This window comes from Dehalobacter sp. TeCB1, from assembly GCF_001707455.1.
In the GTDB taxonomy this organism is placed as follows: Bacteria; Bacillota; Desulfitobacteriia; order Desulfitobacteriales; family Syntrophobotulaceae; genus Dehalobacter; species Dehalobacter restrictus.
This window is the reverse complement of record NZ_MCHF01000052.1, coordinates 1-13229: the sequence shown is the minus strand read 5'-3', so window position 1 is coordinate 13229 and position 13229 is coordinate 1. Positions and strand designations below refer to the sequence as shown.

Here is a 13229-nt window from a genome sequence, read left to right as displayed (position 1 = left end):
CCGGCAAATGCTCCTGAGCATTGCCGAGTACCGTATGCTAAGAGCAAATGCGACGAATGATTTTTATATGACGCGAGCCTGCTGGTTACGGCGGCCTCTTTTTTACGCCGCTAGAGTTTACGCTTACATACGATAAGCATAGCAATTCTTACAGCCATCAGATATTTTGGTGCAGCCTGTCACAGGATTCCAGGTATTTTCGGTCCATTCGATTTTTGTTTTAACTGCCATGTTGTAATAACATTTTGCACATCTACGTCACCCATCTCCAGTATTTTAATAAATTGCTCCTTATTGAAATCCAACTGATAAAGATAAGCCGCCACCTCATCGAAAAACAGATCTCTAGCCTTGATGGAATCATTGAGTCCCATCTATTCCTTCTGAATTGAGCCTATCACAACCTGCTCCCGCTCAAACAGGGCAATTTCCGGTTTGGGACTTTCTATGTACATCCGCTCCGTTTGCCGCTGTACCTCCTGAAGTTCCTCAATAATTGCAGTTACTTTATTGAACAATTTCATATACATCGTTTTGTAATCCGCCATTTTATACCACCTTGTTTAAGATAAATTTTTAAACAAATACTATTTTATGTGAAAAAGGCGCATTAATCAATACTATAGTATATATTTATATATTATTTAATACTTATAGTCTGTTGGTAAGGAATACCTGAAAAGATATGATAAACTTGAGGTGTCTATATGAGTGATTTATCAAAACTAATTGGAGAACGCCTAAGAATTGCCAGAAAAGAAAAAGGATTAAGTCAAGAAGAATTAGGTAGCTATTCTGATCTACATCCTACATATATTGGTCAATTAGAGCGTGGCGAGAAAAATATAACTTTGGAAACCCTTGACAAAATATTATCCAGTTTAGGAATAGAATTAAATGAATTTTTCTCTTTTTCATTTCTTGATGAAGATTTAGTCATATATCAAATCGTTAATCGACTAAAAAAACTTTCGAATAATGATCTCCAACTCATATTAAAAATGTTAGATTTATATTCTGAATCGTCGTCAAAAAACAATTAGAACTGAGTTATTCTTCACTTAACAAATCTCCCCTTAAGGCAAGGGGAGATTTGTTTTATATACATAACTAATAGTCTGCTTTAAATTTTCGAATGTTCCAAATTGCGATTGGTCTTCTATTAACAACAGTATTTTGCAAATTATTCAGTCCACATCCACCACCGTAAGCTTCCTTACTAATATAGTCGTCATCTTCTGGATCAAATTTGCCATTATCTGTAGGAATTATGAACGTAGTGTTTGTAGTTCTAAGAAACATTAATTTCCCAAAGCACGTAAGTATCAAATGTACTTTGTAGTAAATTAAGCATTGCACCTCCTAACGAGTTTACAACCCCTTTATCATTTCCACAAATTCGTCTAGTATATATGCCCCATCAACCTTCAGGTTTTTATCTTTGAACACCATAAAATACCGATATTGTGTTCCGGACTGTGCTTGCCACTTGCGGCCCAGATTGAGTTTCGCTTTATTCTCGTCGTTTGCTAAATAATCGCCCTTCGTTTCAAGCAATATTAAAATGCCGCTTTTGGTCATCACCATAAAATCGGGGTAATGATGGATAAAACCATTTAAGACAAACTCGCCAGACTTACGGTCTGCAATCCTGTGCCACCATTTGATATTATCTAATGAAACGATAGTATTAATAACACGAAACTCAAAGTCGTTCATATCGTTCTTTTCGGCATCGTAAAGCGACTTGGGGATCGACTCCGTACTGTCTACTGGAGTGATCACTTTTGGTAATACATAAGTAGGACGACAGACAATCGCGCCTCCATCCAACATCCGATCAAAGCGATTTTCTCTGTAGATATCCTCCAACGTTTCAATTTTCTGTTGAATTTTGCGAGCATAGGTCGAAACGGAAGTCTCCAAAGCAGCAAGCTCGTCCTCTGTCATTTTCTTTATAATACGAGTAACGTATTCGTTAACTTCTGTTGCGGCAAGTTGATTGCTTCGATTAATCTGATTGCATATCATGCTTGTACAAAGCTTGGTTTTACCCTCTTCCGGAAGCCTGGCCAGACGTTCTCGCAAGTATTCGCTTTCCGCTTTGGATGCCAGCTGATATTTTGGCACAGCTTCACCAAACTTGTCGATATCAACGCGATACATCTCACCCGTTGCAAGTTCAAAGCTGATCTGAGCATCCTGTCCGTTGAGCGAAAACCCATCGCTGAGTGCCTCCTTGGTAAGCAGCGTATATTCTCCACCGAAAAGGCTGGGGGCGGTTTTGAGGAAAAGTTGCGGTATTTGCAGGCTAAGGGCCTCATCTGAAAATTGCTCCTGTATTTTACATTGATTCATCATCTCGCCCAACTCTCCTCCAAACAGACCGGAGCCTTCACTGCCAGTCAGCACGGCATTATATTCTTCGGCCTTTTTTTGCGCTTCATCCAGCATCCCTGCAATACCGGCATCTGTCACGCCGCCTTCTAACACTGCACGAACAGCCTCTGGTGCAATATCTTCAAAATCGTCCTCTTCCGGCGCGAGAGCTCCAAGTAAGTCAGGCTGCTCAGGTTTACCCGGTTCGGGAATCGAAGATGTCTGTGTTTCTCCTCCTAGGCGAAAATCTTTTCGGGAAAATCCTGCCTTATTCAAACCTTTCACGATGTTTTCCAGCGTATCACGGAAATCATTCGAACTGGTCAGTACATAGGAGGTATTCAGAAGCGGAGCACGATGTCGCCTGGCGTACGGTTGACGTAAAATGCGCCCTAAAATCTGTTCTACATCCACGGCGGAGGTCTTGTTGGCCAGCGAGGCCAAAATATAAGCAAAGGGGCAATCCCAGCCCTCTTTCAACGCATTGACCGTGATGATATAGCGGATAGGGCAAGCTCGGCTCATTAAATTGACATTTTTTAATTCATTAATATTGGCGGTCTTAATCGCAATTTGCTCGTTCGGAATCCCCATATCAATAAGTTTAGTCTTGATTTTGTCAAAGGTCTCGCTGTCCTCATGAACTTTCGACTGAGCCTGAACAAGCACGATCGGGCGAATGTAAGCCCCTCCTGCCGCTTCTTCCGCAAGTGCCTGCTGCTCAATGCTGCCACGAAGCTGAATGGCATCAGCAATCACACTCTGGCGAGAGGTACGATTGTACACCACCACGGGCAGTTTGACCATGTTTTCGCTTTTCAGCTCGCGAGCATCCACATAGGAAATAATATTACTGTTGCTTTTAGGTGTTGCGGTTAAATCCAGCACAAAAGAAGGATTCAGATTATTGAGCATCTCAACGCTTAAATCCGACTGGGCGTTGTGGCTTTCGTCGACAATTACTACCGGAGACAGCTGATTCAACACTTGTATCAGCGCCGTATCATCGATATCGGCAATCATTGTTTCCGGACTGGTGAATGACTTGGTGAACGGCGCAAGCTGGCTGTTCTCCTGATAGACCTTGCGGCCGTCCTTCTTATTGCTCCGAATGGAATCATAGCTGAGAATGCAGACTGAAAGCTGTTCCCGTACAGCGGTCGGATTGAAGCCCTGACCACTCAATAACTGTTCCTTGGTATATACCACCACTCGCCCAGCAAAGTCGAAGTCCAACCGCTGGCGATAGGGATGATTGACATCGGACAGGGTCTTAATGGTTTGCTCCAAAATAGAATTGGAGGGCACAAGCCAAGCCACCACACGCGGTTTACCCATGGGCATAGCGTCAAATATAGGTTTTACCGAAGCACAGGCCATAAACGTCTTTCCGCCGCCGGTAGGCACTTTGAAGCAAACGTGCGGTGTGCCGGGGATAGTATCCCGATACTGCGGCACTCCACCAAATCCAATCCGAACATCTTGTGCGTTCCAATGCTCTTGATACGCTGTTATCATATTATGAGTTGAGTTTAAAAAAGAAAGATAAGAGTCAAGATCACTAATTGTCTTTTTCTGATAATTTTTCAGTTCCATATCGTCATCTCCTTATAGCCTGGAAATGTCGCGGGGTATTTTTTTAAAGGTAATGCCGTATTGCTTTAATTCCCCATCGCATAGTGCGCACAAATCAGCATAAATAACATAGCCTTCCGCCTGGGTCTGTACTGAGGATAAAAATTCATAATTGAGTGTCGTGATACGATCTTTATCATAGTAAAAGTAGTAGGCAGTATTTATGTGACAGCCCAGCAGATAAGGCTCATTTTCACTGGGTGCTCCCATAGGTTGTTTGGTTTCCATGAAAAACACATATTGCCGGATTTTTTCAGCAGGTATTCTTTCATTGAGTGTTTGGTCAGTGTTTAGTAGCGGCTCTCCTAACTCATAAAAGCCAAAACTGCCCCCTGTGCCTTCTTCAGCAGCCTTGCCTTCGCCGTAACCGTCGATAACACGGCGCATACGCTCAGCGGTGATATTCTCGACATAGTCCAACATCTCAACGAGAATGAATTTTCGGTTGCCGCCGTCTGCTTTATTCATATTAAGGACGGCATGGGCAGTCGTACCGGACCCAGCGAAGGAGTCAAGGATAATGGAGTTTGGATCGGTCGAAATGTGAAGAATGCGTTCCATTAAACGTGTAGGCTTTGGTGTATCAAATGGTATAGATTCAGGGAAAATAGCTTTTATTTCTTTTTTTGCTTCTTGATTATGTCCAACCTCCTGATAAGGCCAAATTGTTTTACAAGACATTCCCTTTTTGACATCTGATAAAAAACGCTTTATAGCTGGCATATTATTACCACTATTACCAAACCAAACGCGATTTTCAGCAATCATTCTATTCATAACTTCTTTGGTGTAGACCCAACATCTACCATTTGGCAAATTATGTTCTTTGCCGTTGGGAGCTGTCAATACATAAAACTGACTATCTGTACCATGTCCTGCCTGTGCAGTGGAATCTGTGGGTTTCCATATACCTCTTGGGTCATTATCTAAGTTTCTATAACGCGCATTCATTTCATCTGTTCGGTTAAGAAGGTTTGGATGCCATTGTTCTTTGTTTTTGGCATAGACAATAATAAAATCATGAGATTCAGAAAACCATTGTACCGCATTTTGAGGGCTATACCTTTTTTCCCAAATAACAGTATCGATGAAATTATTTGCTCCGAATATCTCGTCACATATAAGGCGCAGATTCGCCAACTCTGCATCATCAATGCTGATGAATATCGCCCCAGCGTCAGCAAGCAATCGCTGTAATAGCTTGAGCCGAGGGTACATCATGCACAGCCACTTATCATGGCGGCTCAAATCCTCTCCTTCTCTACCGACTACCTCGCCCAGCCACTTTTTAATTTTAGGGTCATTCACGTTGTCATTGTATACCCAACCCTCATTGCCTGTGTTGTAAGGAGGATCAATATAGATGCACTTAATTTTACCCTCATACTGTGGGAGAAGAGCTTTCAACGCTTCCAGATTATCCCCACGGATAATTTTATTTCCATCCGTGATTTCTTCTTCGGTCTGTCTATTGCCAATGTAAGTATACTGATGCTCCAACACCCGGTACGGTACTTCCAAGTGATGGTTGATAACTTTATCTTTTCCTATCCATTCAAGAGTTGGCATTGGATTGCTTCTCCTTTGATGCTATTGTGGTTTCAATGTGATCTATGAATATCTCAAACCTCTCAAGCCTTTCCACATCGGGAATATGTTCTGCTTAAACAGCACCTGTACGCGTCGGTAAGAGATGCCATATTTATATGAGCTTCCTGTGCATGAATATAGTTCATAATAGATTTCTCCTTCTTTTAATAAATAAGGCGAGAACATTTTCCTGCTCTTAGATGGTCTTATTATATCATCCAGATTAACTTATTAGTTAATTCAATTTCGAGGAAGACAGTTCTCAAAATCAATTATGACCTTCAATAGTACAGGTATGTAAATATTTTTGAACCCGTATTAACCAACAGCTACATTATTACTTGCTTAATTTTCTTATTGTTGATGCTTTCACATGTAGATCAACTTTTGATTATTTTTATTTACTAAATTTCCTAGGATTTAACAACTAAAGTAAGTAATTATTATTAATTTCATGACGACTCCTCCTGTGAGAGTTTTTCATATAATTTTAGCGCTTCTTCCCGTTCATAACAACTTCTACACAGTAAGCAATGGTTGCTACCAATGGCATTACAAGAAAATGTCCACGTAATAGGTACTTGAAGCTTATAAGCTTCTTTAATCACCTTTTGCCTTGGCTGTTCTGCAAAGGGAGCAATTAATTCATATTTGGCCATAGATTGCTGAAAAGTTATCACTATCATTGATAGCTATGATGAATGCCGGGATATACCATTTTCATAAGCAATCGGCCTTATCCTTCATTGGGTTTTGATGGGACTCAATGGGTAAAATTTCACTTTTGTGTATGCAATAATATGGTCTTGCATTTTTTCCTCCTACAAATGCAAATGCTGATTAAGCATCAGGCCTTCCTGAACTCCGTTAGGGTACAAATAGATTAGCTTCTTACGGTTGAATACCGGGTTGGTCTCATGAATGATACTGTGATGATTAGGGCATACGATTAGCTGGTTATTCGCGTCGTTGTTAAGGCTTTGGACAAAGTAGTCTATATGATGCGCTTCGGCAACTTTTGCACCATATTCTTCACCGACATATTGCCCACAGATTTGGCACCTGTAATCATAGAACAGTTTTAAGTTTTCGCCGATTTTCCGGCTGAGCTTACGGAACTTTAATATTCTTTCATCTTCAAAAATACTTGCGGTTTTATCTTCTATGTCATAATTAAATTTTGCTTCCATGGCTAACTCGGACTGGTTTTGGACTGCTTTCTTAATTGAGATAATATCTTCGGCTTCGATAGTCTCCAATATATAGGTATCCTCATAGGCGGTAGTATAAATCGCCAGATATTCCTTATATCCTTCAGGCAGTTTTATGATTGACCGGTTATCTCTAAGGCGGATTTCTCTTTGAGCCTTAATATAATTATAGCTTTTGGAGAAACAAGCCTTTAGAGCTTGGGCAAGATGGCCGTTTCTTGTATATCGAATTTGGAGAGTATCATTTTTCCTATTGAATCTGGAATCAAAATTTACATTACGTATTTGGGCGCGATATCCCTTTCCGTTGAGGTATAAGGTAATAGGTTTGACCTCACCTCTATGTAAAAATTTCCCCATGTTACGGGCAAAAATGACCTGATTTTCTACGGGCAGGGTAAGGCCTTCGGTTAATAAGGACCAGTTGACTTCAGTTTTGTAGACGTAATTTTCGTGAGAATCCAATAAATGCAGCTCTTTTCGGAAAGTTATTATCTTATGTTAATCAAGAAATAGAATCAGATAATATGGATAATAAGCAGTTTGTAACTATGCAACTTTTAGTAGGGTAATAAAACATAATGGGAAGTCACATAATCCGTTTCATACCTTCATTAAGCCATGATACTGCCTATGTTATTTGACCACTGATCTTCAGAGTGTTTATATGCCGAAAGAGGTAACTTGTCATGAATTATGTGCTCAATTTCCTAAAAAAATAGGTTAATCATTGGCTATCCGGATTAAGAATTTCTTTAGTCCGAGATATTTGTCTCCTTTTGGCATGATTTTCTTCCTTTCATATATTACTCCTGAACTGCTCTAGTATTTTGGGACTCTATATAGATTATCGCTCTTAATCGTACAAAATGAGTTTTTATTTATACCTTCTATTCAAATCAAAGTTACCTATTATTAAGTTCGCGAAGCAGATCAACATTCTCTATATAATCCTCTTCGCAGAGTAATTCATATTTTTCATTTGCGAGCGTAATCACTTTGTCAAAATGGACATTACTAGCTTCTTCAGTAAATCCAATTCCAGAGACAATAAGTTGGTTTGAGGAAATGCGTTCGCAAATATACTTGTAAATCTGGTTCCTTTTTTCATCGTCGGTCTCAGCATTATTAGGACTGTCAAATACGACAGGAAAATTAATAGCATCGGGATTGAACTCGTGCTTTAACTGGATCAAATTTACATACCAAATAATTGTGGAGATAGGGTTGTTGCTACCTCCAGCCGAAAATGTCCGCTTGATATTTTCAAAGCTTTTTGAATCAATACCTTCAAGCCCGAACCAATTTTTGTCGCTGAGCATAAGTGTGTAATATCTTTCATTTATCTTTTTCTTTGCATCGCTGTATTTACGTAGTTTCTTTTTAACTACCTTTGCGTCAGCTTCATTCGTGGCAATTGATCCTTGCACGGCGTGAAGATCGTCTGAGATTTTTTCTTTGATGTCAATATATCCTTTGTGACGCATAACATCATTAATTTCGGTGGATTTGATGCTTATTGAAGCTTCGTATTCTTCCAGTTTTATTAGCCAGTTTGAGTATTCCGCTTCAACAACCGTAATTTTTCGATCGATTTCTCCAATGCTGTACTGAATGTCACTACTGAGCAAAATGATGTCGTCGCCTGTATTATAGCGTTTTATACGAATATCCATAGTGTCATCAAGATTGGATTTACAAAGAGGGCAAATATGCTCTTTTAGAGCAGCAATCTGCTTTTCGTTTTCCTTATCAAGAAGACTCAATGCACGTAGATGATATTCCAGATCAGCCCTATCATTGCGAAAGTTAACTAACTTTTGACGAAGATCATTAAGCGTGTGGGCAATCGTGTTGTATTTATCTTTCGTTCGGCTTACGTCGGCGCGAAGATGTTCAATATCCATCGAATATGAAACATCGTTAATGCTTGCGTAAACTCTGTCAAGCATCATAAGCATCATGTCTTGTTCTTTTGATAGTCTTTTGCCTTCGGTCTCTATTTTTTCTTGCTGCTGGATCAAGCTGTAATAATTATCGTCGAATGCTCCGAAATGGTAATAAAGAACGTTTTCCTTAAAGTCAGGATATTCACTAAGCCTCTGAAAAGAAGCGAATTGCGATCCGTTTTGTTTATCCTGATCAACAAAGTTTAAGAGGTAATTGTAGGCGGGAGGAGTAACTTCCAACCTTTCGATCGGTTCGTCATCCTCATTATTATTTCTCTTGGGGAGTTTCACTGCAAAGTGGAATAACTCATATAATCGCTCTGCCAGTTCATGACGAGAGACAGACGTAAACATCAAGTCTTTATTGGCGTCGAAAACTTTAAAAAGCTTATTATGCCTAAATATATAATATCCGTCATCACCGATCGCAAATGAGAGTATGTACGTCTTGCTTGCATCGTCCCATTTATCCTCAAAAAAGCAGTCTGCGCCCATGGCATGATACAGTGATTTCATGATAACAGATTTTCCTCTGTCCGTACCATCTGTCGAACTGGAAGTGATCATCGTCTTGCCAAGTGAAAACTCAATTTTTCTTGCTTTCTTTTCAATACTCGAAAAAAGAAACAGTTCCTTAAAAACAAGCTTACGCATATTTTCCGCCCTCCCAACGCTTGATGATCAAAAGCAAAAAAACGTACTTTTCCTCTTGGCTGTATTCGATTGAGAATCTCGAGCCAAATTGCTGCAGAAGTATATCCGCCATTTGCTCTATTGTGACGTCAGTTGCTATTTCTTTAATATATCCAGATATCTTTTTTTCGCTTTGTTGGAGTTCCTTTGCGGAGTATTCGAGCTCAACAATTTTCGCCAAAGCTGCTTTGAGCTTTCCTTTTTCTCTAATTGTCAATTGCCGTTGATCAATGAGCACACGGACCTGCTCAACAGAGTCATCAGCTTTTTCCATATGTCGGTCAAGCATGTTATCGAGCTCTGATTTTGTAATACCTTTTCGCTTCACCAACTCATCGTAATTAAAGGCTGACAATTCATAACATGCTCTTTCCTCCACAGTATCAACAATTAATCGATATAAAGCATTTGGTTTAATTGGTTCACAACCTTTGATTTTCTCAAAACTGCCTATTATTTTACCTTTAAGGTCATTTTGCGGATAAAGTAAATTCATAGATGTATATATGTAGTGAAGATTATTTAAATCGACATTGCTGCGTTTTAGCTCATTCTGTAGTGCTTTCATTATCGTTTTCTGGCTTGTGTCATCCAAATCAGTAAAACAGAAAGTCTCAACGTCGGCTTTCGGGGTTTTACCGATCTGAAAGAAAGCATTGGATACCAACGCACACTTGATTGGTACATCTGGCGATGAAGCGTCTTTAAGAAGATAAAGCTTTGCTATGATGCTCTGCTTCCCATCAATCTTTTTTAATGCAGTGAATTTATAGGGCGACTGCACCTTATGCGTTTTAATCTGGTAGAATTCAATGGAATTGCTAAGATGTATTTCGATATCACACTTGTAGTCAAAAACAATACAAAAATTCTCCCTATCGAGGAGGTCAAACATTTTGCTTATTCCCCAGAATAACTCTTGACGAAAGCGATTCTTGCTCATCGAGCCTGACAGGTCATGGGGTATTCTGCTATAAGTGTCAGCAAGTTCCAACGAATTCACCTTCCTTTGTATGTAAGAATATGTGGCTTAAGATTCCCATTATTGCTATATCACGCATAACTCGGTACTGCCCATTATTATTGATATTGCGAATTTGAACAGTTTAATAGTTTGGAAGTTTAATGCCACGAAGATTTCTATAAGTATCCACAGCGAATGTATCAGTCATTCCTGCAATGTAAGATGTAATACTTAAGATTGCATCATAAGGCTGTTTATCAAAATCAAACTTATATTCTTCAGGTATTAGCTGTAATATCTTTTTGCTACTTTCTTTCGTATTTTCTTTTAAGGCAGAAAGAAATATATCAAGTAAACCAGGTAATACTTCGAAACCTGCAGCTTCAATTTGTATAACTGGCAGATGTGAATAAATCTTAGCACTTGATATTTGCCCTATCTTCTCCATTACTTCATTTGATTCAATGAGTTTACATATTTGCTTATCTAATTTGCCGGAAAGAATATCCCTTTCATTCTTAATAAAAACATCAGTAACTTGATAAATTAAGCTATTCACAGCCTTAGCCCGAAGGTAACCTATTCTTTCTCTCTCATTTAAAATGTTGGTTAAGTTGTTAATATCCGTATCACCGGATGAAGCTTTACATACTTCAATAAATAAGCTAGACGCTTCTTCAAATGAGATAAGTCCATGCTTATAGCCATCTTCAAGATCTATAACGCCATAACATATGTCATCTGCAGCTTCTGTTAAAAAAGCCAATGGATAACGATACCATCTTCCACCATCTTCCTTAATATTTATATCTAAATCTTTTGCAATTTCAGAAAATACGTTTACATCACATTGAAATAGGCCAGCTTTTTTCTCACTAGCAACTTTTTTCTCATTATAAATGTTAATGGGTCTCGGATACTTTGTGAACGCAGCCAAAGTCGGATAAGTTAATCCATGACCACCAGCCACATTTGTCTTTTGGGGATTGCTGTATGTTAGGATATGAAATCCCATCGCATTACCTTCAAAGTTCTGAAAATCAGCTCTTTCATTAGGATTAATGCCTTTCATTATTTCGTCACCACGTTCACTGTTGAAAAACTCAGATATTGCCTTTTCCCCAGAATGCCCTAAAGGTGGATTCCCGATGTCATGCGCTAGACAAGCTGCACAAACAACTGAACCGAATTGTAGCTGCTGAATAGTGGGGTCTTTCTTACTTAATTCATTTCCGACAATAGTACCTAATGATCTTCCCACAGATGCTGCCTCTAAACTATGTGTAAGTCTTGTATGAATTACATCGGTTTCGGGAAATGGAAAGACTTGTGTTTTCCCATTTAGTCTTCTAAACGCAGCAGAAAAAATTATGCGGTCAAAATCTCTGAGAAATTCATTCCTATCCGGACTATGAGCGCATTTTTCTTTGGGACATCCCAAACGATAAGGCATTAGAAGCTTTCCCCATTCCATTTGAAATCCTCCTCAAAATCGCATTTCTATCTAGCAACGGATGGTTGGTTCTTGGCGCTATCTGTTATTGATTTAATATTACAAACAAAAATATTTTGTATTTAAAAATCTAATTGGTATCATCAAATGTACTTTATGACTTTTAGTCAATTTCCCATTATATACATAATCCTACTTTCATTTAAGGACTATTCTCACCATCTTGCTTGCCTTTCCCAACCTCTCCGCCACTTCCACATCCGCCGGGCAAAACGTATACCTTCCCAAATCCTCCGCCCTCACCCACCGTATATCCTGATGCACCGTTCTTTCCAGCTCCCCCTCAACAATCCGTCCCTCAAAGAAAGTAAAGCACATCTCTTTATCTCCATAAGTATGCCGACTCTCAGCAAAAACCTCTCCGACCTGTATCGTCACGCCCAGTTCTTCCTGGCATTCCCGAACCAAGCATTCGGCTAGAGTCTCCCCTTCTTCCAGCTTCCCGCCCGGGAATTCCCAGAGCAGTGGACAGCTGCCGCTGTTGTCTCGCTGACAGATTAAGATTTTTTCATCCTGTCGCAGGATCGCTGCAGTAACCTGTGTTATTTTCTTTTCTTCCATCGTCTCAACCCACTATCAATTGATTGGTTTGATGTTTTTGAACTACACCCTTAAACATTTCATAGCCCTATATTTTCACTTGGCTAAAATACCCAATTTTGTTTAATTCTCTTTTATTTTTCTATTTCCTTTTCTTTTTTACAATAAATTGCAAAAAGATGCTGCAAGTTATACGCAGCATCTTTTATGTTATTATATGGTTTATTCTGGTAATTTATGTTATAATAACCCTGCAACAGATGGCGTGCAGGGCGGTCGGCATTCCCTCCGGAAAGGAGGTGATGCCATGGAAGTATATCAAACATTAACACTGATGATATCCTTCGGAACATTGGTGGTTTTGATACTTTCTTTCCACAAACGGAAATAGACCGCCCAACTCACATGGATAGCGGTCTATCCGTATTCATCTGCCGACCGCCCTTAAAGCGGCTGTTGTGAGGAATCATGTTACTGCATGATTCCTCTTTGCTTATATTATATACCATATTGAAGTTAAAATACATAGCTACTTGAAAATTTTGTCAATTATACATTCCCTCCTCAATTGACTTTGTAAATGCAACCTATACATTACTGGGTGATTGCATTTAAATCTTCAAACAGGATAGTGGCATTAAGTCTTACAATCGAAAGTCTCCTTTTTCTTCACTCCCCCATGGGGGAGTGATTGCATTTAGTCTGGCAATATTCCGACAAGAACTTTAGGATGTGTTCTGCGGGAATCTTTGAGT

At 39.4% G+C, this 13229-nt stretch carries 12 protein-coding genes; 1 reads left to right on the top strand and 11 read right to left on the bottom strand.

The features are described 5' to 3' along the window. Window positions 1–123: 123 nt before the first annotated feature. The 3 genes from A7D23_RS16425 to A7D23_RS16100 are packed head-to-tail and all read right to left on the bottom strand — an operon-like array spanning window position 124 to window position 548. Window positions 124–183, bottom strand: a complete 60-nt coding sequence (locus tag A7D23_RS16425) for a phage Gp37/Gp68 family protein (RefSeq protein ID WP_242837073.1) — start codon at window positions 181–183, stop codon at window positions 124–126. Beyond that, window positions 180–374: a hypothetical protein gene (locus tag A7D23_RS16105; RefSeq protein ID WP_019225664.1), complete on the bottom strand. Its 195-nt coding sequence runs from the start codon at window positions 372–374 to the stop codon at window positions 180–182. Before A7D23_RS16105 ends, A7D23_RS16425 begins: the two co-directional genes overlap by 4 nt. Then, window positions 375–548 (bottom strand): hypothetical protein, encoded by a 174-nt coding sequence (locus A7D23_RS16100; RefSeq protein ID WP_019225665.1) that lies wholly within the window; start codon window positions 546–548, stop codon window positions 375–377. A gap of 159 nt (window positions 549–707) precedes the next feature. Between A7D23_RS16100 and A7D23_RS11445 the strand changes: the two genes are divergently transcribed. Next, window positions 708–1043, top strand: a complete 336-nt coding sequence (locus tag A7D23_RS11445; protein ID WP_019225666.1) for a helix-turn-helix transcriptional regulator — start codon at window positions 708–710, stop codon at window positions 1041–1043. 328 nt (window positions 1044–1371) lie between these two features. Here A7D23_RS11445 and A7D23_RS11435 read toward each other — a convergent pair whose 3' ends face one another. The 8 genes from A7D23_RS11435 to A7D23_RS16095 all read right to left on the bottom strand — a co-directional run bounded on the left by A7D23_RS11435 (window position 1372) and on the right by A7D23_RS16095 (window position 12806). Beyond that, a complete protein-coding gene (locus A7D23_RS11435; RefSeq protein WP_019225668.1) occupies window positions 1372–3975 on the bottom strand; it encodes a DEAD/DEAH box helicase family protein in 2604 nt (867 codons plus the stop codon). A 12-nt stretch (window positions 3976–3987) separates the two neighbouring features. Continuing rightward, window positions 3988–5583 (bottom strand): site-specific DNA-methyltransferase, encoded by a 1596-nt coding sequence (locus A7D23_RS11430; protein WP_019225669.1) that lies wholly within the window; start codon window positions 5581–5583, stop codon window positions 3988–3990. 842 nt (window positions 5584–6425) lie between these two features. Beyond that, entirely contained in the window at window positions 6426–7280 is an 855-nt protein-coding gene (locus A7D23_RS11425; protein WP_019225670.1) for an HNH endonuclease, read from the bottom strand. Window positions 7281–7720: 440 nt separating this feature from the next. After that, window positions 7721–9418: a hypothetical protein gene (locus A7D23_RS11420; protein ID WP_019225671.1), complete on the bottom strand. Its 1698-nt coding sequence runs from the start codon at window positions 9416–9418 to the stop codon at window positions 7721–7723. Beyond that, window positions 9411–10451, bottom strand: a complete 1041-nt coding sequence (locus A7D23_RS11415; protein WP_019225672.1) for a dsDNA nuclease domain-containing protein — start codon at window positions 10449–10451, stop codon at window positions 9411–9413. The genes A7D23_RS11420 and A7D23_RS11415 overlap by 8 nt, the downstream gene beginning before the upstream one ends. Window positions 10452–10563: 112 nt before the next feature. Continuing rightward, on the bottom strand, window positions 10564–11895 hold the full coding sequence (dgt, locus tag A7D23_RS11410) for a dGTP triphosphohydrolase (protein ID WP_019225673.1): 1332 nt from the start codon (window positions 11893–11895) through the stop codon (window positions 10564–10566). 177 nt (window positions 11896–12072) lie between these two features. Continuing rightward, window positions 12073–12495, bottom strand: a complete 423-nt coding sequence (locus tag A7D23_RS11405) for a (deoxy)nucleoside triphosphate pyrophosphohydrolase (protein WP_019225674.1) — start codon at window positions 12493–12495, stop codon at window positions 12073–12075. A gap of 113 nt (window positions 12496–12608) precedes the next feature. Then, window positions 12609–12806, bottom strand: a complete 198-nt coding sequence (locus A7D23_RS16095) for a hypothetical protein (protein ID WP_156804683.1) — start codon at window positions 12804–12806, stop codon at window positions 12609–12611. Window positions 12807–13229 lie beyond the last annotated feature (423 nt).

Excerpts from the sequence above, each read along its gene's own strand:
- A7D23_RS16105 (WP_019225664.1), bottom strand. The coding sequence starts at position 374 with ATGGGACTCAATGATTCCATCAAGGCTAGAGATCTGTTTTTCGATGAG.
- A7D23_RS16100 (WP_019225665.1), bottom strand. The coding sequence starts at position 548 with ATGGCGGATTACAAAACGATGTATATGAAATTGTTCAATAAAGTAACT.
- A7D23_RS11445 (WP_019225666.1), top strand. The coding sequence starts at position 708 with ATGAGTGATTTATCAAAACTAATTGGAGAACGCCTAAGAATTGCCAGA.
- A7D23_RS11435 (WP_019225668.1), bottom strand. The coding sequence starts at position 3,975 with ATGGAACTGAAAAATTATCAGAAAAAGACAATTAGTGATCTTGACTCT.
- A7D23_RS11430 (WP_019225669.1), bottom strand. The coding sequence starts at position 5,583 with ATGCCAACTCTTGAATGGATAGGAAAAGATAAAGTTATCAACCATCAC.
- A7D23_RS11420 (WP_019225671.1), bottom strand. The coding sequence starts at position 9,418 with ATGCGTAAGCTTGTTTTTAAGGAACTGTTTCTTTTTTCGAGTATTGAA.
- dgt (WP_019225673.1), bottom strand. The coding sequence starts at position 11,895 with ATGGAATGGGGAAAGCTTCTAATGCCTTATCGTTTGGGATGTCCCAAA.
- A7D23_RS11405 (WP_019225674.1), bottom strand. The coding sequence starts at position 12,495 with ATGGAAGAAAAGAAAATAACACAGGTTACTGCAGCGATCCTGCGACAG.